Source organism: Streptomyces sp. NPDC091412 (genome assembly GCF_044756885.1).
Taxonomy (GTDB): Bacteria; Actinomycetota; Actinomycetes; order Streptomycetales; family Streptomycetaceae; genus Streptomyces.
In genome coordinates, this window is the sequence record NZ_JBIVTV010000031.1 from 38,874 (window position 1) to 59,268 (window position 20,395).

General features: G+C 73.1%; 15 protein-coding genes and 1 tRNA gene. 14 read left to right on the top strand and 2 right to left on the bottom strand.

All coding sequences use genetic code 11. From position 1 onward, the window contains the following. The first annotated feature begins 107 nt into the window (after positions 1-107). From ACIQMV_RS37085 to ACIQMV_RS37110, 6 genes are all read left to right on the top strand, one after another. Complete coding sequence (locus ACIQMV_RS37085) at positions 108-1,742, top strand: multicopper oxidase family protein (RefSeq protein ID WP_402597481.1); 1,635 nt, start codon at positions 108-110, stop codon at positions 1,740-1,742. Next, positions 1,739-2,398, top strand: a complete 660-nt coding sequence (locus tag ACIQMV_RS37090) for a hypothetical protein (protein WP_402597483.1) — start codon at positions 1,739-1,741, stop codon at positions 2,396-2,398. The genes ACIQMV_RS37085 and ACIQMV_RS37090 overlap by 4 nt, the downstream gene beginning before the upstream one ends. A gap of 185 nt (positions 2,399-2,583) precedes the next feature. Then, positions 2,584-2,829, top strand: a complete 246-nt coding sequence (locus tag ACIQMV_RS37095) for a ferredoxin (RefSeq protein WP_402597484.1) — start codon at positions 2,584-2,586, stop codon at positions 2,827-2,829. Beyond that, positions 2,819-4,213 (top strand): NAD(P)/FAD-dependent oxidoreductase, encoded by a 1,395-nt coding sequence (locus ACIQMV_RS37100; protein WP_402597486.1) that lies wholly within the window; start codon positions 2,819-2,821, stop codon positions 4,211-4,213. Before ACIQMV_RS37095 ends, ACIQMV_RS37100 begins: the two co-directional genes overlap by 11 nt. A gap of 49 nt (positions 4,214-4,262) precedes the next feature. Further along, complete coding sequence (locus ACIQMV_RS37105) at positions 4,263-5,501, top strand: cytochrome P450 (protein ID WP_402597487.1); 1,239 nt, start codon at positions 4,263-4,265, stop codon at positions 5,499-5,501. Between the two features lie 436 nt (positions 5,502-5,937). Then, positions 5,938-6,411, top strand: coding sequence for a hypothetical protein (locus tag ACIQMV_RS37110; protein ID WP_402597488.1), 474 nt, complete (start codon positions 5,938-5,940; stop codon positions 6,409-6,411). On the opposite strand, the gene ACIQMV_RS37115 is transcribed toward ACIQMV_RS37110, so the two are convergent. Beyond that, positions 6,393-6,647: a hypothetical protein gene (locus ACIQMV_RS37115; RefSeq protein ID WP_402597489.1), complete on the bottom strand. Its 255-nt coding sequence runs from the start codon at positions 6,645-6,647 to the stop codon at positions 6,393-6,395. The genes ACIQMV_RS37110 and ACIQMV_RS37115 overlap by 19 nt on opposite strands. A gap of 237 nt (positions 6,648-6,884) precedes the next feature. Here ACIQMV_RS37115 and ACIQMV_RS37120 point away from each other — a divergent pair, with 237 nt between their 5' ends. The 7 genes from ACIQMV_RS37120 (at position 6,885) to fdh (ending at position 18,613) form a co-directional block, all read left to right on the top strand. Next, complete coding sequence (locus ACIQMV_RS37120) at positions 6,885-8,048, top strand: glutamate--cysteine ligase (protein ID WP_402597491.1); 1,164 nt, start codon at positions 6,885-6,887, stop codon at positions 8,046-8,048. 80 nt (positions 8,049-8,128) lie between these two features. Further along, positions 8,129-8,275, top strand: coding sequence for a hypothetical protein (locus tag ACIQMV_RS37125; RefSeq protein ID WP_402597492.1), 147 nt, complete (start codon positions 8,129-8,131; stop codon positions 8,273-8,275). Beyond that, entirely contained in the window at positions 8,275-10,059 is a 1,785-nt protein-coding gene (locus ACIQMV_RS37130; RefSeq protein WP_402597494.1) for an N-acetylglutaminylglutamine amidotransferase, read from the top strand. Before ACIQMV_RS37125 ends, ACIQMV_RS37130 begins: the two co-directional genes overlap by 1 nt. A 641-nt stretch (positions 10,060-10,700) precedes the next feature. Further along, positions 10,701-12,893, top strand: coding sequence for a S9 family peptidase (locus ACIQMV_RS37135; protein WP_402597500.1), 2,193 nt, complete (start codon positions 10,701-10,703; stop codon positions 12,891-12,893). 157 nt (positions 12,894-13,050) lie between these two features. Continuing rightward, entirely contained in the window at positions 13,051-14,100 is a 1,050-nt protein-coding gene (locus ACIQMV_RS37140; RefSeq protein ID WP_402597495.1) for a 4Fe-4S dicluster domain-containing protein, read from the top strand. Beyond that, complete coding sequence (nrfD, locus tag ACIQMV_RS37145) at positions 14,097-15,122, top strand: NrfD/PsrC family molybdoenzyme membrane anchor subunit (RefSeq protein WP_402597496.1); 1,026 nt, start codon at positions 14,097-14,099, stop codon at positions 15,120-15,122. Before ACIQMV_RS37140 ends, nrfD begins: the two co-directional genes overlap by 4 nt. A gap of 233 nt (positions 15,123-15,355) precedes the next feature. Then, complete coding sequence (gene fdh / locus ACIQMV_RS37150; protein ID WP_402597497.1) at positions 15,356-18,613, top strand: formate dehydrogenase; 3,258 nt, start codon at positions 15,356-15,358, stop codon at positions 18,611-18,613. A 19-nt stretch (positions 18,614-18,632) separates the two neighbouring features. Here fdh and selD read toward each other — a convergent pair whose 3' ends face one another. Beyond that, the gene (gene selD, locus ACIQMV_RS37155; protein WP_402597498.1) at positions 18,633-19,655 is read right to left on the bottom strand and encodes a selenide, water dikinase SelD; all 1,023 of its coding nucleotides are present in this window, start codon (positions 19,653-19,655) and stop codon (positions 18,633-18,635) included. A gap of 141 nt (positions 19,656-19,796) precedes the next feature. Here selD and ACIQMV_RS37160 point away from each other — a divergent pair. After that, positions 19,797-19,890 (top strand) — tRNA-Sec (locus ACIQMV_RS37160). The last annotated feature ends 505 nt before the right edge of the window (positions 19,891-20,395 follow it).

Consider the following 20,395-nt stretch of genomic DNA (forward strand, 5'->3'; position numbering starts at 1 on the left):
GGCCATGCCCCGTATCGCCCCTCCGCCAAGGCAATGGTTGCCGAGATCACCAGACGCGCCGCGCCAGTTCTCCCACATATCGCCGCAAAACGTGTGTTATTCGAGTCATGCACACATATACGCGGCGCACCTTGCTCAGCGCCTCGGTCACGGCTGCCGCTTCGGGACTCCTGACCGCCTGCTCCGGGGCCGGCTCCCTCTCGGGGTCCGATCGGGGCTCGGGGTCCGCGCTGGGCCCCGGGACCCTCGAAGGCTTCCGCCCGTTCATCCCCAAGGGGCCCAAGGGGTACGTGAACCCGTCCGACCCGGAGGTCCTGGCCGCCGAGCGCAAGCGCGGGGCCGGGCGGGTGCGCAAGTACAAGTTCACCGCCCGGGAGACGTCGTTCGACCTGGCCGGCAAGACCGTCAAGACCTGGGCGTACAGCGACAGGATCCCGGGTGAGGCGGTCCGGGCCACCGCGGGTGACATCCTCGACCTCACGCTCGTCAACCGCCTGCCCGTGGGGACGACGGTGCACTCGCACGGTGTGCGCCTGCGCTGCGACATGGACGGCGTGCCGGGACTGACCCAGAGGACCATCAAGCCCGACTCGGAGTTCAACTACCGCTTCGTCGTGTCCCACCCCGGCACGTACCTGCTGCATTCGCACGAGGGCATGCAGCTCGACCGCGGCCTGTACGCACCACTGATCATCGACGACCCCAAAGAGCCCTTGTCGTACGACAAGGAGTGGGTGGTGGTCCTGGACGACTGGGTGGACGGCCTGGCCGGCTCCACTCCTGATGGCGTGCTCGCGCAGTTGCAGAAGGTCAAGGGCCCCATTCCCAAGGGCATGCATGGCATGGACATGGGCGGCGGCGGCCACAGCGGGCATTCGGCCCCGCAGGGCTCGTCCCACGGCCCCGACCGCATCCTGCGGGGCGGTCTCAGCCGCATCCTGCAAGGCATGGGCGGCAACGTCGACTACCCCTATTACCTGATCAACGGCCGTGTCCCGCACGCTCCGTCGGTCTTCCGGGCCCGCCCCGGCGACCGCATCCGGGTGCGGTTCATCAACGCGGGTGCCGACACCGCCTTCCGAGTGGCCCTGGGCGGCCACGAGATGACGGTGACGCACACGGACGGCTACCCGGTCGAGCACCGTACGACGGACGCGCTGGTGATCGGCATGGCAGAGCGCTACGACGTCGTCATCACCGCCAAGGACGGGGTGTTCCCCCTGGTCGCGCTGGCCGAGGGCAAGGACGCGCGCGCCCTCGCCGTACTGAACACCGGAAAGTCCAAGAACCTGCCCGCGCCCTCCGTCCGCCCCAACGAGCTGGACGGCCGTTTCCTGTCCGCCTACGAGCTCGCCCCCGCCGACTCGGTGGCGTTCTCCGACGACGAGCCGGACCGCGAGATCCAGATCAAACTGACCGGCAACATGAAGTGGTACCACTGGAGCTTCGACCGCAGACCGTACTCGGTCGAGCAGCGCCATCCGATCCGCCGGGGCGAGCGGGTCCGGATCACCTTCCTCAACCACACCGGCATGTGGCACCCGCTGCACCTGCACGGCCACACCTTCGCCATCACCGGCCCGAAGGGCCGCGGAGCCCGCAAGGACACCGCCATCGTGTTGCCGGGGAACAGGCTGGTGGTGGACTTCTACGCCGACAACCCGGGCCTGTGGATGCTCCACTGCCACAACCAGTACCACTCCGAGTCAGGGATGATGACCATCCTCGGCTACCTCAAGTGACCGAAGTGCCCGAGCGGCCGCTGCGGACGCCTCGCGCGGCCGGGCTGGCCGGGGTGCTGTTCGCGCTGCTGCTCGCGGCGGTGATCGTCCTGATCCGGCTGGGGATCCCCGAGGGCGCGGAAGCGATCGCCTTCCGGGGGTCCACCGACTCCGCGCGGCACGATGCGGTGCGGGCGGCACTGGCTCTCGTGCCGTTCGCCGGCATCTTCTTCCTGTGGTTCACCGGCGTGGTACGCGCCCATGTCGGGGACGCCGAGGACAAGTTCCTGGCGACCGTCTTCCTGGGCAGCGGACTGGTCTTCGTGGCCGCCATGTTCGGGGCGGCCGCGGCCGCCGATGCGGTGCTCGCGGTCGCGCACCCGCCCGGCGCCTCCGCCGGGCCCGCCGCGTGGGACTTCGGCCGCGACTTCGCGTACACGCTGATGACCGGGTACGCGATGCGGATGGCGGCCGTCTTCGCGTGCTCGCTGTCGGTGATGGGACACCGGCTGGGGGTGCTGCCGCGGTGGCTGACGCTGCTGGGTCTGCTCACCGCCCTGGTGCTGCTGTTCGCCGCGTCGAACGTGCCGTGGGCCGAACTGGTGTTCCCGGCATGGTCGCTGGTCCTCAGCACGTACATCCTGATGGCCGGCGGCCGCCCCGCCCCGGCCGTCTGACTCGGCCCCCGGCCACCCGGCCCCGCCGCTCCTTCCGCCGCGCCGTCCCGTCACTCCATCGGCGGGTCCTGACGCGCGGGGAGGGCAGCGGGGCTTCGATCCTGACGTGGGATGACCGCCGTCCGAGGGTGCCCGCCGAGCGGGTGGTTCCCGAGGGCCTGGCCGCCGGGAAGGGCGGGTCGCCAATGAGGCTTGTCGTCGATCTCAACAAGTGCCAGGGATACGCGCAGTGCGCGTTCTTCGCGCCGGGCGTGTTCACGATGCACGGCGAGGAGTCGCTGGTCTACAACCCGCGACCCGGCACGGAGCAGCGGGAGAGGGTCGCGCGTGCCGTCGCGGCGTGCCCGGTGCAGGCGATCACGGCTGAGGGGCTGGACGACGCGGACGAGGAGCCGGTCGGCGCCGGGCGGGAGGCCTCCGATGCCCGCTGAGGCGTTCCACGAGTGGCTCAGACGCGAAGGCCGGATCGTGATCGTGGGTGCCTCGCTGGCGGGCCTCAGAGCCGCCGAGACGCTGCGTGCCGAAGGGTTCGCCGGACCACTCACCATGATCGGTGACGAGCCCTACGAGCCGTACGACCGCCCCCCGCTGTCCAAGGCGGCGCTGCTCGGCATGGCGTCCCCGGACCACACCGAGCTGCCCCGGCGCCGGGACATCGACGCGACCTGGCGGCTCGGGGTCGCGGCGGCCGGCCTGGACATGGCGGCCAGGCGGGTGCGGCTGGCCGACGGCGAGGAGGTGCCCTACGACCGGCTGCTGATCGCGACCGGTGTGCATGCCCGGCCCTGGCCGAAGGAGGACGAGGCCCAGCTGGACGGGGTGTTCGTGCTGCGCACCCGGGACGACGCGGTCCGTCTGCACCGGCGGATGAAGGGCCCGCCGCGCCGGGTGCTGATCATCGGGGCCGGCTTCACCGGTTCGGAGATCGCCTCGGCGTGCCGGAACCAGGGCATCGCGGTCACGGTCGCGGAGCGGGCCGGCGCCCCCCTGGTGGGCGCGCTCGGCGGGGTGATCGGCGCGGTGGCCGCGGAGCTGCACCGGGAGAACGGGGTGGACCTGCGCACCGGGGTCATGGTCACCGGTCTGGAGGGCGACGCGACGGGCCGGGTGCGGGCGGCGCACCTGTCCGACGGCAGTGTCGTCGAGACGGACGTGGTGGTGGTCTCGCTGGGCGCGACCCGCAACACCGACTGGCTGGTGGGCTCGGGGCTGGGCGCCGGCCCGCGCGGCATCGCCTGCGACGCGGGCTGCCGGGCCTTCGACTTCCGGGGCATCGTCACCGACGACGTCTACGTCGCCGGCGACGTCGCCCGCTCCCCGCATCCGCTGTTCGGCTACCAGTTCCTGTCCCTGGAGCACTGGGGCAACGCCGTCGCCCAGGCCGAGGTGGCCGCGCACAACATGATCAGCGCCGGCGCCGACCGGCGCCCGCACATGTGGGTGCCGGCCTTCTGGTCCTCGCAGTTCGGCGTGAACATCAAGTCGGTCGGCGTACCGTCCATGGGCGAGGAGGTCATGATCACCCAGGGTTCGCTGACCGAGCGGCGGTTCGTCGGGGTGTACGGCTACCAGGGCCGCGTGATCGCCGCCGTGAGCTTCGACAACACGCGGTGGCTGGAGTTCTACCAGCGGCTGATCGAGACGGGCGCTCCGTTCCCGGTCGAGTTCACCACGGTGGACCGCCGGCCCGAGGGCCGCAAGCCGGTGCCGGCCGACTTCCCCGACCCGTCGCTGCCGACGCACGGCCCGACCGTGACCCTCAGCGGCTACTCGCCGACCGACCGGCAACTGGTCTTCACGCCGGCCCGCCACTGAACCGCCGCCCCGCCTCCCGCCCCGGACCTCCATGCCCCAAGGACCCGACATGACGCACGCCTCGCTCCTGCACCGGATCACCGACTACGCCAACCGCGCCAACCCTTATCCGCTCTACGAGGAGCTGCGCAAGACACCGGTGCTGCACGAGGAGGAGGACGGCCCCTACGTCGTGAGCTCGTACTACGACATCCTCGGGCTGCTCCACGACCCGAGGGTCAGCTCGGACGCCACCAACCTCACCGCCGCCGGCGCGGACGAGCTGTCGGGACCGGAGGCGACGGGGCTGCCGCCGAGCTTCATCAGGCTCGACCCGCCCGAGCACGACCGGCTGCGGCGGATCGCCAACAGCTCCTTCGGCCCGCCGCACCGGCCCGACCGGATCGACTCCATGAGCGGGGAACTCAGCGGGATCATCACCGAGCTCGTCGACGGCTTCGGCGACGCCCGGCAGATCGACGTCGTCGACCAGTTCGCCTACCCCTTCCCGGTGACGGTGATCTGCCGGCTGCTCGGCGTGCCGCGCGAGGACGAGCCCCGCTTTCGCGCCTGGGTGGACCCGATCGTCGCCGCCCTGGACCCGGAGACCCGGCAGCTCACCGACGACGACTTCCAGCGCGCCGCGCAGGAGGCCCGGATGCAGCTGGGCATGTACCTGGCCGGTCTGGTCGAGCAGCGCACCAAGGAGCCCCGCGACGACCTGCTGTCCGACCTGGCGGCCAGTCACGGCGCTGACGGGACGATGTCGATGATGGAGGTGCTCAGCACGGCGGTGCTGCTGCTGATCGCGGGCCACGAGACGACGGTCAACCTCATCACCAACGGCATGCTCACACTGCTGCGCCACCCGGAGTACCTGCAACGGCTGCGCGAGGATCCGGGACTGTCCGTCAGGATCGTGGAGGAGCTGCTGCGTTACGAGCCTCCCGTGCAGCTGGTGCCGCAGCGCACCTGTGTCGCCGACATCGACCTGCGCGGGGTCACGATTCCCAAGGGTTCGCGGATCTGGCTGATGCTCGCCGCGGGCAACCGGGACCCGGAGCGGTTCCGGGATCCCGACCGGTTCGACCCCGACCGCGAGGACATCGAGCACCTCGGCTTCGGCAGCGGCATCCACATCTGCTTCGGCGCGCCGCTGGCCCGGCGGGAGGCGCAGCTCGCACTGGCCGAGCTGACCCGCCGCCTGGACAACCCCCGCCTGGTGGAGGACCCGCCGCCCTACCGGAAGAACGCGGTGCTGCGCGGCCCGCGCCATCTGAACATCGCCCTCGACTCGGTGCGCTCGTAGAGACACCGCGCCACGACCCGGCCCGGCCCGGCCCGGGGTCAACCCCAAATCCAGCGCCCGCTACGTCCTGTGCGGACCCAAGCACAGGAAAAGAGTCTGGACAGATCTCAAAAATGGGACAAAATGGTGTGCATCCCCCCACCATCGCTTCGAGGAGCCGCCCCCGTATGGCGTACGGAGCCCACCACAGCGCCAACCCCGCCCCTCCTCCCCACCCCGATCTGGGCCTCGCCCGCGACTGCGAGCAGTGCCTGGGCTGGGGAACCGTCGTCACCACCGACGGTCACCACGAACTCTGCGCCACCTGCCAGCAGGACGCGGACGACGACGACCCGCCACTCGACACGGACACGGCATCACCCCGCACGAGTGGTATGTCGCCCGACTCGGCCGTAGCGTCGTTAAGGACCCAGGACGTCGTCGGCCGGGAGCGGACATGGGCAGACACACAATGAGGACAGCGGTCGCGCTCTGCGCCGCGGGGCTGCTCACGGCAGGCGTGGGTACGGCCTCCGCCGCACCGGCGGCCTCACACGGGAACGCCTCGGCGCACGCCGTGAAGCGGACGGACGGGCGGCCGGTGCTGGTCGACTGTCTGTGGAAGCCGCGGCAGCGACCCGGCGCTTTCATCCTCGCGTGCGGCGACGGCAACAGCGTCCTGTCCGCGCTGCACTGGTCGCAGTGGAACGACCGGTCCGCGACGGCCAGGGGCTTCAACCTCGTCAACGACTGCAAGCCCTACTGCGCGGCCGGAAGGTTCCACGAGTATCCGGTGATCGTGCGCCTGGACAGCCCGGAACCCTGGAAGAAGCGCCCGGAGGTACGGCACTTCACCCGGCTGAGCCTGGAGTTCCTGGCGGGGCGGCCGGAGGGCTACCCGCAGGTGCAGACCTATCCCCTCTGGGACTGATCCGTCCGCCCCACCGGCGTGATGCACAAAGGCGGCTCGTGGGAGAGCTCCAGCAGCCAGCTCGCGCTCTCCGCGCTGCCCGGAGTGGCGCCGCCGGACACGGACGGGAAGACACGGCCCCAGGAACAGGCACGGGCCGGCGCGGCGAGCCGCCAGGCCAGGGTCACCGCGCGGGTGAGTTCCGCTCGGCTGCGGCCCGCGCCGGTCCACGGCTCCAGGTAGGCGTCCCGCAGCATCGCGCCCGCCGGACCATCACGGATTTTTCGCCCGCGGGCCCGGCCCGACCTCCCCTGCGCTGCCCCGAACGGGGGCGCGGGGCGCGCGGGTCGGCACAGGACCGTGCGACATCGGAGGCGGTCGGGAGGCTTGTGAAGGTCCCGGTCTGGGCACTCGGGGGTCCCGGAGCCGCAGTGGTCCCCAGCGGGACCCGGACGCGACGGCCGGGTGACCACCCAGGCAGGGGAGAACGTGACGTGACGCTGCGCATCGGGGCAGAGGAAGAGTTTCACGTGCTGGACGTGGAGAGCGGCCGGCTGGTGCCACGCGCCCGCGCCGTACTGGACCGGCTGCGCGGGCCCGGATTCACCACCGAGCTCCAGCAGTCCGTGGTCGAGGCCAACAGCGCGGTGCACGACACCCTCGACGCCCTCCTCGCGGACCTGGCCCGTTCACGGCGGCTGCTGGACACGGCGGCCTCGTCGCTCGGCCTCGTCACAGTGGCCGCCGGCACCGTGCCGCTGGCCCGCGTGAGCTCCGGCAACATCACCGCCGGGCGCCGTTTCCGGCACATGGCCGACGAGTACCGCAGGGTCGCCGACGAACAGCTCATCTGCAGCGCGCAGGTGCACGTCGACATACCGGACCGGGACACCGCCGTACGCACCATGTGCCTGGTCGCGCCGTGGCTGCCGCCGCTGCTCGCGCTGTCGGCCAGTTCGCCGTTCTGGCTCGGCGCGGACACCGGCTACGCGAGTTGGCGGACGATGCTGTGGCAGCGCTGGCCCACCGCCGGGCCACCCGGCTGCTACGCCGACGCCGCCGCGTACGACGCGGCGCTGGAGGAGCTGATCCGCTCGGGCGTCATCGGCGACGCCGGCATGATCTACCACGACGTACGGCCCTCCGCGCACCAGCGCACGCTGGAGCTGCGGATCTGCGACGCCTGTCCGCGCGTGGAGACGGTCGTGCTGGTCGCGGGGCTCTTCCGGGCTCTGGTCCGGGACGCGTGCGACCGGCTGGCCCGCGGCGACGGCGGCCGGTGCGACGGCCACCACGAGTGGCTGCGGGCCGCCACCTGGCGAGCAGCCCGCTCGGGACTGGAGGGCACGCTGGTCGACCCGGTCACCCGGCGCGCGGCCCCCGCCCCCGAGGTGCTGCGCGGCATGGCGGCCCGGCTCCGCCCCGCGCTGGAGGCGTCCGGCGACCGGGAGGCCGTGCACGAACTGCTCACCCGGGCTCTGGCCTGCGGCAGTGCCGCACACCGGCTGCGGCGGGTGGCCGGGGACGAGGACCTGCTCGCCAGCGTCGACCTGCTGGTCGCCGAGACCCGCGGCGCCGCCGGCCCGCGCCCGGTCGCGCCGGCCCGACCCGTCCGTGCCGCCCGTCCCAGCCCGATCGCCGGAGGTGCCGGAGCCTGACGGGCCGTCCCCATCCCGGCCCCACCCGCTTGCCACCGCCGTCTGCGGTGCCCGACGACCGTCCCAGGAGAGTGGTCGCCATGTCCCCCGTCCCGGTCCCCGCCCCCGCAGCCACCGCCGACCGCCCGGCCGCCCCGGCCTCCGTCCGGACCCCGCACGCGTCCGTCACCGACGGCAGACCCCCCACGGCCGTCGAGAAGGCCGCCGCGGAAGGGAGGACCGTCTGATGTGCGGGCTCAGCGGCGAGGTCCGGTTCGACGGCCGGCAGCCGGATCTGGCCGCGGTGGAACGCATGACCGACCGGCTCGCGCCCCGCGGGCCCGACGGCCGCGGGCTGTGGTCGCAGGGGCCCGTCGCCCTCGGCCACCGACGGCTGAAGATCATCGACCTGACGGACAGCGGCGCGCAGCCGATGGCAGACCCCCGGGCACGGGTCGTCGGCGTGTTCAACGGGTGCGTCTACAACTACCGCGAGCTGCGCCGCGAACTGGCCTCGCGGGGCCATCAGTTCTTCTCGGAGTCCGACACCGAGGTGGTCCTGAAGGCCTACCTGGAGTGGGGCACCTCCTGTGTCGACCACTTCCTCGGCATGTTCGCCTTCGTGATCGTCGAGCAGGACAGCGGGCGGATGGTCCTGGCCCGCGACCGGCTGGGCATCAAGCCGCTGTACCTCGCGGAGTCGCCCGGACGGCTCCGCTTCGCCTCCTCGCTGCCCGCGCTGCTGGCGGCCGGCGGGGTGGACACCTCCATCGACCCCGTCGCGCTGCACCAGTACCTCAGCTGGCACGCGACCGTGCCCGCGCCCCGCACCGTCCTCAACGGCGTACGCAAACTGCCGCCCGCCACCGTCCGGGTCGTCGAGCCGGACGGCACGTACCGCGACCACTGCTACTGGCAGCCCGTCTACACGCGCCGCCCCGAGTACGCCGGTCTGGGTGCGGAGGACTGGACGGACGCGGTCCTGGAGGCGCTGCGCACGGCCGTGCGGCGCCGGATGGTCGCCGATGTCCCGGTGGGCGTGCTGCTGTCGGGCGGCCTGGACTCCAGCCTCATCGTGGCGCTCCTGGCCGACGAGGGGCAGTGCGACCTGGCCACGTTCAGCGTCGGCTTCGAGTCCGAAGGAGGCGAGGAGGGCGACGAGTTCCACTACTCCGACCTGGTGGCACGGGACTTCGGCACCGACCACCACCAGCTGATGGTTCCCTCCGACCGGGTCTCGCGGGCCCTGGAGGGTGCCGTCCTGGCCATGAGCGAGCCCATGACCAGCCACGACGTGGTCGCCTTCCACCTGCTGTCCGAGCAGGTGGCCAAGGAGGTCAAGGTCGTGCAGAGCGGTCAGGGCGCCGACGAGGTCTTCGCCGGCTACCACTGGTACCCGGCGATGGCACGCGTGCCCCGGCACCGCGCGGCCGACGCGTACGCCGAGACGTACTTCGACCGGCCGCACGCCGACCTCGCACGCATCCTGGACCCCTCGGTGCTGCCCGGCCACGACGTCTGCGGCGACTTCGTGCGGGAGCACATGGCCGTGCCGGGAGCCGAGACCGCGCTGGACGCGGATCTGCGGCTGGACACCCACGTGATGATGGTCGACGACCCGGTCAAGCGGGTCGACAACATGACCATGGACTGGGGGCTCGAGGCCCGCGTGCCGTTCCTCGACCACGAACTGGTCGAGCTGGCCGCCGCCTGCCCGCCCGGACTCAAGCTCGCGGACGGCGGGAAGGGCGTCCTGAAGGCGGCGGGCCGCACGGTCCTGCCGCGGGAGGTCGTCGACCGGCCCAAGGGCTACTTCCCCGTCCCGGCGATCAAGCACATGGCCGCACCGGTGCTGCTACGCGTCCGCGAGGCCCTCTACGCCCCCGAGGCGCGGGCCCGCGGGCTGTTCCGCCAAAGTTACGTCGACGAGCTGCTCGCCGCGCCCGACGCCCACCGCACCAAACGCGGGGCGAACGCGCTGTGGCAGGTTGCATTGCTGGAGATATGGCTGCAGACCCACGGAATCCGCTGACCGGCCCATCCTCACCACCGCCCCCGGCCGGGGACGCGGGGGGTACGCGGGCTGCCCTGCCGAGCACGGGGGCCGCCTCGCCGAGTGACGCGCGGGGGTGCCCGCCCCCCGAACGACCCCGGCCGGACCGGGCCGTGACCGACCCGGCCGGGGTCCGGGCGTGCCCCGAGCGGCGTGATCGGGCGGAAGGCGGGGCGGGCCCTGCGCGGGGAGATCGGGTCGGCGCGAGCGAGGCGGGCTTCCCGTGGAGCGACCGGGCCGGGGAGGCGGCGGACTCCGCATTGGGCCGCCAGGCCGTGGCGGCGGACGGTGGGCGGGCGGTCCGGGCAGTGGGCGCGGCGAACGAGCCGCGTGCGAAGCCGCCGGAGCCCGGGGTGGACCGGCCCCGCACCGCTGGGGAGGGAAGCGTGGCGGAACACAACGCGGAACCCGTCCGCGCCCCCTCGGCAGGACAGGCGGGGAGCCGACCTCACCGGGGCGCGAGCATCACGGACCGGCCGCACCCGTCGAAGAGCGGCGTGAAACGGCCGCACCCGCCAGAAGGCGACGTGGAACAGCCACACCCGCCAGAAGGCGCCGTCCAACAGCCACACCCGCCAGAAGGCGGCGTGGCCGAGCAGTCGTCGGCAACGCCGTCGGATATGGGCCTGGAGCGCGCGGTTCCCGGCCGGGTGGGGAGCGGAGTGGCGCAGGCGGCGCCCGAGGTCGTCCTGGTGCCGGACACCGCCCTGCCGCTCGACGCCGTGCCGAGGGTGCTCGTCTCGCACGGATGCTGGTACCCCTCGGCCGACCCCGGGGGACGGTATGTCGCGTTCATCTGCGACCGGGGCGGGGTGCCGCAGTTGTGGGCGGGGCCGGTCGACGGCGACGACGTGCATCTGCTGGACACCGAGCTGGATCCGGTGACCGAGGTCGCCTGGTCGCCCGACGGACGGTGGATCGCGTACACCACCGCACCGGGCGGCAGCGAGCACACGCGCGTGCTGTGCGTACGCCCCGACGGCACGGGGCGGCGGGTCCTGGCGGGTGGCGAGCCGGGGAGTTCGGCGTACCTCGGCTGCTGGACGCACGACGGTTCGGCACTCGCCGTGACGGTCGCCGAGGCCCCCGCGCACCTTCCCCCGGCCGGTGCGGAGGCCGGCGCCGGACACGCCGGGCCGAGCGGGTTGCTCGGTCCCGGCGCGGGCGCCGCCTCCCCCGTGTCGCTCGCCTCCGACGCCGCCGCCACGGTCCACCCGGAAGGCTGGACCGTGCGGGACGGCCGCGCCACCCTCCTGGGCGCGCCTTCCCGCCCGGCGCCGCCGACGACCCGCGTCACCGGCGTCACCGGCGTCTCCGCCGCCGCGGACTCCGGTGCGGCCCCGGCCGAACCCACGCCCAGGACCCTGTCGGCGTACCTCGTCGACCCCGACGGCTCGGTCGCCCCCGTACTGCTGGCGAGCGAACGGGAGGCCGCCACCCTGCGCGTGTGCGACATCAGCCGGGACGGTCGGCTGGCGCTGGTGCGCCGGGGACCGCGGGCGCGGCGGGAGGCCCTGGTGGTGCGCACCCGGGATCTGCGGGTGACCTGCGCGGTGCCGGTCGCCGACGGCGACCCGTGGATCGGCACGTTCGCGCCGGACGGCCGCACGCTGTGGCTTCGCAGCGACCACAACCGTGAGCACGCCGCCCTGTACGCGGTCGCCCTCGACCGGCGGGGGCGGCGGCTCAGGCTGGCGGTGGCCGCCCAACGCGACGGAAGCGGGCTGGAGTTGCTGGCCGTGGACCGCGACGGCCGCGGCGCCGTGCTCTCCTGGAACGTGCGCGGGGTCAGCGAGGTGGAGGTGGCCCCGCTGGTCCCGGTCCCCGGGAAGGTCCTCGGTCCGTCCCGCGCCGTGCGGCTCCCGCACGAGGTCGTCACCCGGGTGGCCGTCACCGCGGACCCGGACGCGCCCGTCGTGGCGCTGTCGGGATCGCTGCGGCGGCCCGGTGTGTGGTGGCTGCCCCAGGGCGCCGCGCTGCGCACCCCGTGGTCCTCGCGCGACGAGGACGTCGTCGCCCCGGGCGTCCACCGTCCGGTACGGCCGGTGCCGGTGCGCCCCGTCGCCCGGGACGGACTGGGCCTCGGCGGCTGGTACTACCGTGCGCCGGGCCGCTCGCCGAGGGAGCCCGCCCCCTGCGTCCTGCATCTGCACGGCGGTCCGGAGGAGCAGGAGCGTCCGGTGTTCGACCCGCTCTACCACGAGCTGCTGGGCAGGGGCCTGGACGTCTTCGCCCCCGATGTGCGCGGCTCCTCCGGTTACGGCCGTTCCTTCGTCGACGCGGATCTCGGCCGGGGCCGGTTCGCCGCGATCGACGACGTCGCCGACTGCGCGGCGCACGTCCTGCTGGAGGGCCTGGCCGACCCGCTCCGGCTGGCCGTGATGGGCCACTCCTACGGCGGCTATCTGGCGATGGCGTCCCTCGTATGGCATCCGGAACTGTTCCGCACCGGCGTCCCGGTGTGCGGGATGTCGGACCTCACGACGTTCTTCGCGGGCACCGAGCCGTGGCTGGCGCAGTCGGCCGCGCACAAGTACGGGCATCCGGAACGCGACCGTGAGCTGCTGCACGCGCTGTCGCCGATGAGCCGCGTCGACGCGCTGCGCGTGCCGGTGCTGGCCGTGCACGGCGAACACGACACCAACGTGCCGCCCGGCGAGTCCGAGCAGTTCGTGTGGGCGGCCCGGGAGCGCGGGGTGGAGGCGGAACTCCTCGTCCTGCGCGACGAGGGCCACGACTTCCGGCGCGCGGACAACCGCCGTGCCTTCCGCAGGGCCGCGGCCGACTGGATCCAGCGTCACCTGGCCGGCTGACACGCGGGCCTTCCACTTCCGGATCCCCCGGCACGTCCCGTGCCCTCGACCACGCGGTTTCGGGCGCGCGCCCTCCGGGCACCCGTGCCAGGCTTGGGAACGGCTGTGGACGGTGCGGTCGGGACGCGGCGGAAGGGCGCAGCGAGGAGGTCAGGACATGACCGAAGCCGGTACGGCGGCGACCGGCACGGGCGGAACCGCCCGCTGGGAGAACCAGTGGTACGGGCCGCAGCCGAACGTGGCCCAGGCTGCCGGATACGCCGACGCCCCGCCCCGCATGGGCTTCTTCACCGACACCTCCGTGTGCATCGGCTGCAAGGCCTGCGAGGTGGCGTGCAAGGAGTGGAACTCGGTGCCGGAGGACGGCCTCGAGCTGACCGGCATGTCGTACGACAACACCCAGGGGCTCGGCGCCGACACCTGGCGGCACGTGGCCTTCATCGAGCAGCGCAAGCTTCTGGGCGGTCAGGAGCCGGGGGTGGACCACGGCGGTTTCGACGTGTTCGAGGCCGCCCGGCAGCTCGGCTCCACTCCCTGCGCACCCTCCCCCGGTCCGGGGGCCACCGTCCCCCCGCCGGAGCCGTCCCCCGCGGGCGCGCCGGCCGGCACGATCGCCCCCGTGTCGCCCGACGGGCGGACCGAACTGCGCTGGCTGATGTCCTCCGACGTGTGCAAGCACTGCACCCACGCGGCCTGCCTCGACGTATGTCCCACCGGGGCGCTGTTCCGCACCGAGTTCGGCACCGTCGTGGTCCAGCAGGACGTGTGCAACGGCTGCGGCTACTGCGTGCCCGCCTGCCCGTACGGGGTCATCGACCAGCGCAAGGAGGACGGCCGGGTCTGGAAGTGCACCCTGTGCTACGACCGGCTCGGCGTCGGCATGGAACCGGCCTGCGCCAAGTCGTGCCCCACCGACTCCATCCAGTTCGGCCCGCTGGACGAACTGCGCGAACGGGCGGCCGCCCGGGTGGCGCGGCTCCACGCTGCCGGTGTCACCGACGCCCGGCTGTACGGCGAGAGCCCGGACGACGGGGTCGGCGGCGACGGCGCGTTCTTCCTGCTGCTCGACGAGCCCGAGGTGTACGGCCTGCCGCCCGACCCGGTGGTCACCACCCGGGATCTGCCCGCGATGTGGAAGCACGCGGCGGCCGCCGCCGTGTCGCTCACCGCACTGGCCGTCGCCTCTTTCGTCGGGAGGCCCCGATGACCGGACCGGACGTCCCTCGTGACGGCGCCGAGGGGGCGCGGCCCGGCCGGGCCGCCCCGATCGGTGCCGGAGCCGGGCGCGGACGGCACCGGCGTCGCCGCGGACGCGGCGAGGAGTCGATGGTGCCCGAGGCCCGGTTCTCCTCCTACTACGGCCGGCCGGTCCTGAAGAGGCCCACCTGGAAGTCCGTCGACATCGCCGGCTACCTCTACCTCGGCGGCCTCGCCGGGGCATCGTCGCTGCTGGCGGCCGGGGCGCAGGCCACGGGGCGGCCCGCGCTGGCCCGGACGGCGAAGCTGGGCGCGGCGGGCGCGATCTCCGGCTCGCTGGTCGCGCTCGTGCACGACCTCGGCCGGCCGGCCCGTTTCGTCAACATGCTGCGCGTCTTCAAGCCCACCTCGCCCATGAGCGTGGGTTCCTGGCTGCTGGCCGGGTACGCGCCCCTGTCGATGGCCGCGGCGGCCGCCGACGTCGCGGGCCGCTACCGCGTCGCGGGCGCCGCCGCCACCGCGGGCGCCGCCGTCCTCGGCCCGGCGGTCGCCACCTACACCGCCGTACTGATCTCGGACACGGCGGTGCCCTCGTGGCACGAGGGCTACCGGGAGATGCCCTTCGTGTTCGCCGGTTCCGGCGCCAGTGCGGCCGCCGGGCTGGCGCTGGCCTGTGTGCCGGCGGCGCAGGTGGGACCGGCCCGCCGTATGGCACTGCTCGGCGCGGCGCTGGAGATGGTCGGGTTCCGGCTGATGAAGCGCCGGATGGGCCTGGCGGGCGAGCCGTTCGAGCAGGGCACGGCGAACCGGCTGCTGAGGGCGGCGGAGTCGCTCACGGTGGGCGGCGCGGCGCTGGCGGCGGTCACCGGGCGGCTGCGCGGCCGGGGTCCGGCCGTGGCCGCCGGGGTCGCCCTGCTGGCCGGCTCCGCCGCACTCAGGTTCGGCGTGTTCCACGCCGGGGTGGCCTCCGCGGAGGATCCCAGATACACCGTCGTACCGCAAAGGGAGCGACTGCGGGCCCGAGCAGGGTGACCGGACGGGCCCCGTGCCGGACGACCGGACGGAAGGAGGCCAGGCCCCTGCCCTGCCCTGCCGTCGGCGGGACCGGGGATGCCGTCCCCGCCGGGCTGCGCGAGGATGTGTCGCAGGAGCACTCGTGACACCGTGCCGCGCCGGCTGAGGCGCCCGCGGCGAACACGCGGCGGTCAGGGGCCGCGCGGACGACCGGAGGACACCGAGCAGCAGTACCGAAAGGGCTCCATCTCATGGGTGTACGCACATGGATCGACTCCTGGCCGGTCTACCGCCAGCTCAAGGGCACCGATCCCCTGGGCCGCGGGGCGGCCGCCAAGAGCGGGCCCAGCGCGCGGCTCAGCCCCCGGGTCGCCTCCGCGGACCGGGTGGTGAAGTCGATCTGCCCGTACTGCGCGGTGGGCTGCGGCCAGAACGTCTACGTCCAGGACGAGCGGGTCACGCAGATCGAGGGCGACCCGGACTCCCCCATCTCCCGCGGCCGGCTGTGTCCCAAGGGCGCGGCCAGTCTTCAGCTGACCACCGGCGGCGCGCGTGAGCACCAGGTGCTGTACCGGCGCCCGTACGGCACCCGGTGGGAGCGGCTCGACCTCGACACGGCGATGGGCATGATCGCCGACCGGGTGATCGAGTCCCGGCGCGCCGGCTGGGAGTGGGAGGTCGACGGCACCCGCACCCGGCGCACGATGGGCATCGCGAGCCTGGGCGGGGCGACGCTGGACAACGAGGAGAACTATCTGATCAAGAAGCTCTTCACGGCGCTGGGCGCGATCCAGATCGAGAACCAGGCCCGTATTTGACACTCCTCCACCGTTCCCGGTCTGGGAACCTCGTTCGGCCGCGGCGGCGCGACCACCTTCCAGCAGGACCTCCAGAACTCCGACTGCATCGTCATCCAGGGCTCGAACATGGCCGAGTGCCATCCGGTCGGGTTCCAGTGGGTGATGGAGGCCAAGGCCCGTGGCGCCAAGCTGGTCCACGTCGACCCGCGGTTCACCCGGACCAGCGCGCTGGCCGACGTGCACGTGCCGCTGCGCGCGGGCTCGGACATCGTCTTCCTCGGCGGGATCGTCAACTACGTCCTGAGCAACGACAAGTACTTCCGCGAGTACGTCGTGGCCTACACCAACGGGCCCGTGGTACTGCGGGAGGACTTCCAGGACGCCGAGGACCTCGACGGCGTGTTCTCCGGCCTCGACCCCGACAGCCGCAGGTACGACATCACCAGCTGGCAGTACGAGGGCATGGAGATGCGGGCCGTCTCCGGTCAGCGCGACCAGGACGACGAGAGGCGCGCCGGCCGCAGCCGGGTGAGCGAGTCGGCGCGCGGCGAGGCCCACGGGGCGGGCGGCCCCGGCATCGGCGCGGGCCAACCCGAACGCGACGAGACGATGACCCACCCGCGGTGCGTGTTCCAGGTGCTCAAGCGGCACTACGCCCGCTACACCCCGGAGATGGTCGAGCGGATCTGCGGGGTGCCGCAGGACCTGTTCCGCCAGGTGTGCGAGCTGGTCACCGAGAACTCCGGGCGCGAGCGGACCACCGCGTTCGCCTACGCGGTGGGCTGGACCCAGCACACCGTGGGCGTGCAGTACATCCGCGCCGCCGCCGTGCTCCAGACCCTGCTCGGCAACATCGGTCGGCCGGGCGGCGGCATCATGGCCCTGCGCGGGCACGCCTCCATCCAGGGGTCGACGGACATCCCCACCCTGTTCGACCTGCTGCCCGGCTACATCCCGATGCCGCACGCGCACCACGGCGACGATCTGGACTCCTTCGTCCGGGGCGAGGCGGCGACCAAGGGCTACTGGGGCAACATGCGCGCGTACCTGGTGAGCCTGCTCAAGGCGTACTGGGGTGACGCGGCGACGCCCGAGAACGACTTCTGCTTCGACTATCTGCCGCGGCTGACGGGCTCCCACTCCACCTACGAGACGGTCACGGCCCAGAGGGAAGGCGTCTGCAAGGGCTACTTCCTGCTGGGCGAGAACCCCGCGGTGGGCTCCGCCAACGCCAAGATGCAGCGCCTGGGCATGGCCAACCTGGACTGGCTGGTCGTGCGCGACTTCTCGCTCATCGAGTCGGCCACCTGGTGGAAGGACGGCCCGGAGATCGAGACCGGGGAGCTGCGCACGGAGGACATCCGCACCGAGGTGTTCTTCCTGCCGGCCGCCGCGCACACCGAGAAGGACGGCAGTTTCACCAACACGCAGCGGCTGCTGCAGTGGCACCACCAGGCCGTCGAACCGCCCGGCGAGGCGCGCAGCGACCTGTGGTTCACCTTCCACCTCGGTCGGCTCGTCCGGCAGAGGCTCGCGGAGTCCACCGACCCGATGGACCGGCCGGTCCTCGACCTGACCTGGGACTACCCCACCAGGGGCGAGCAGGCCGAGCCGGACGCGGAGAGCGTCCTGGCCGAGATCAACGGCCGCGACGCCAAGGGCGACCCGCTGGCCTCCTACGAGCAGCTCGCACCGGACGGATCCACCACGTGCGGCTGCTGGATCTACTGCGGTGTGTACGCCGACGGTGTCAATCAGGCCGCCCGCCGCAAGCCGGGCCGGGAGCAGAACTGGGTCGCCAACCAGTGGGGCTGGGCCTGGCCCGCCAACCGCCGGGTCCTGTACAACCGGGCCTCGGCCGACCCCGACGGCAGGCCGTGGAGCGAGCGCAAGGCGCTGGTGTGGTGGGACGAGGACGAGGGGCAGTGGACCGGCCACGACATCGCCGACTTCGCCAGGGACAAGGCCCCGTCCTACCAGGCGCCGCCGGACGCCACCGGCGGTCAGGCGCTGTCGGGCGGCGACCCGTTCGTGATGCAGGCCGACGGCAAGGCGTGGCTGTACGTGCCGGCCGGGCTCACCGACGGCCCGCTGCCCACCCACTACGAGCCGCAGGAGTCGCCGTTCCCGAACCTGCTGTACGGGCAGCAGCGCAATCCGGTGCGGTTCGTGACGCGGTCGCTCCCGGACAACCGCTACGGGCCCAGTGCCGGCGAGCCGGGTTCGGAGGTGTTCCCGTTCGTGGCCACCACCTACCGGCTCACCGAGCACCACACGGCGGGCGGTATGTCGCGGTGGCTGCCGTATCTGGCGGAGCTGCAACCGGAGTTCTTCTGCGAGGTGTCGCCGGAACTGGCCGCCGAGCGCGGTCTGGAGCACACCGGCTGGGCGACGATCGTCAGTGCCCGGGCCGTCATCGAGGCACGGGTGCTGGTCACCGACCGGGTGCCGCCGCTGACCGTGCACGGCCGCACCCTGCATCAGGTGGGCCTGCCCTACCACTGGGGCCCGAACGGCTACAGCACCGGCGACGCGGCCAACGAACTGCTCCACCTCTCCCTCGACCCCAACGTCCACATCCAGGAGGCCAAGGCGTTCGGCGTCGACATCCGCCCGGGCCGCCGCCCCAGGGGCCCGGCCGCCGTGGAGCTGGTCCGCTCCTACCAGGCGCGAGCGGGCATCGACGAGCACACCGGAACCCAGCTCTGACCGGCGGCCGGCGCGGGGCTCACCTCAGCACGACGGAGTGGGCCCCGCGCGGGACCAGTTCGCCGATCACCGGATGGCCGGGGATCTCCCCCGCGACGAGGAGGCCGCCGGAGGTCTGGGCGTCGGCCAGCAGGAGGCGGGTGTCGGCGTCGATGTCGCCGAAGTCGGTGACCGGCTCCACCCAGTCCAGGTTGCGCCGGGTGCCGCCACTGACGTAGCCGTCGCGTACGGCCTCGCGGGCGCCGTCCAGGTAGGACACGGCCGCCGTGTCGATCACCGCCGTCACGTCCGAGGCGCGGGCGAGTTTGTGCAGGTGGCCCAGGAGGCCGAAGCCGGTCACGTCGGTGGCACAGGAGGCTCCGGCGGCCAGGGCGGCGGCGCAGGCGTCCCGGTTGAGGGCCACCATGGTGGCCACGGCCTGCTCGAACCGCTCGCCGGTGGCCTTGTGACGGTTGTTCAGCACGCCCAGGCCGAGCGGTTTGGTCAGGGTCAGGGGCAGTCCGGGCCGGCCGGCGTCGTTGCGCAGCAGCCGGGCCGGGTCGGCCAGGCCGGTGACGGCCATGCCGTACTTGGGTTCGGGGTCGTCGACGCTGTGCCCGCCGCCCACGTGGCAGCCGGCCTCGGCGGCGACCTCGAGACCGCCGCGCAGCACCTCGCGGGCCAGCTCGAAGGGCAGCACGTCACGCGGCCAGGCCAGCAGGTTGACCGCCAGGACGGGGCGGCCGCCCATCGCGTAGACGTCCGACAGGGCGTTGGCCGCGGCGATGCGCCCCCAGTCGTAGGGGTCGTCGACGACGGGGGTGAAGAAGTCGGCGGTGGACACCACCGCCTGCGCGGCGCCGCCCCGATCGGGCAGCGTCACGACGGCCGCGTCGTCGCCGGTGGCCAGGCCGACCAGCAGCGGGGTGTCCCCGGCGGTCGGCGGCGCCGTCGGCAGTCCGCCGAGCACGTCCTCCAGCTCGCCCGGCGGGATCTTGCAGGCGCAGCCGCCGCCGTGGGCGAACTGGGTGAGCCGTACGGGGGTTCCATGGGTGGCGGTCACGCTGGGTCTCCTGGTCTCGGTGGTCCCGGTGGCGGTCCCGGTGTTCCCGGTGGTCTAGTCCCGGTGTTCCGGCACGGCGTGTCCGGGACCCGCCGCGCCCACGCCGTCCCCCGCCGGCCTTCCGGTAGCCTGGCGCCCGGTGGAGGCGTGTGGGTGCCTGGTGGCCCTCCCGGTCTTCAAAACCGAGGTGCCCGAGGATCTCGGGCAGGCGGGTTCGATTCCCGTCCGCCTCCGCTTCCAGGACGTCGGGACCGCTCCACCGACGACCGCGCGCACCAGGGCGGCGAGAAGACGGGGAGTGACTTCAGTCCGACCCCGGCGGCGCCAACTCCCCCTCGTCGTCCGGCTCCGCGGATGCCGGACGCGGCGCCTCCTCGGACGACTTCCGCCGCGGCGACCTCTCCGCCTTCGCCACCCCAGCAGCAGCTCGAGCCAACTGCGCTCGCAGCTGATCGAACGCTGCCGGCCCCGACAGCTCCCGCAACCTACGACTCCTGCTCATACCGGCCCAACGCCCCGGCGCGCCGAACGTAACCGCAATGCACCCGAACGGAGCACCGTCGCAGGAAGATCGGCGTTCGTCGCCACGCTTGTCCAGTGCTGTGGCCGGAAAGGTTTGCCGGGAAGCTCGCGACGTCCGGTGCCGGGGGCACCTCCCACGCCCTTCAGGCAGTGGGGGAACATCGCAAGGCGGAGCATTGCCCGCGTACGGGATGTACTCGGGTGATGCGACAACGCGG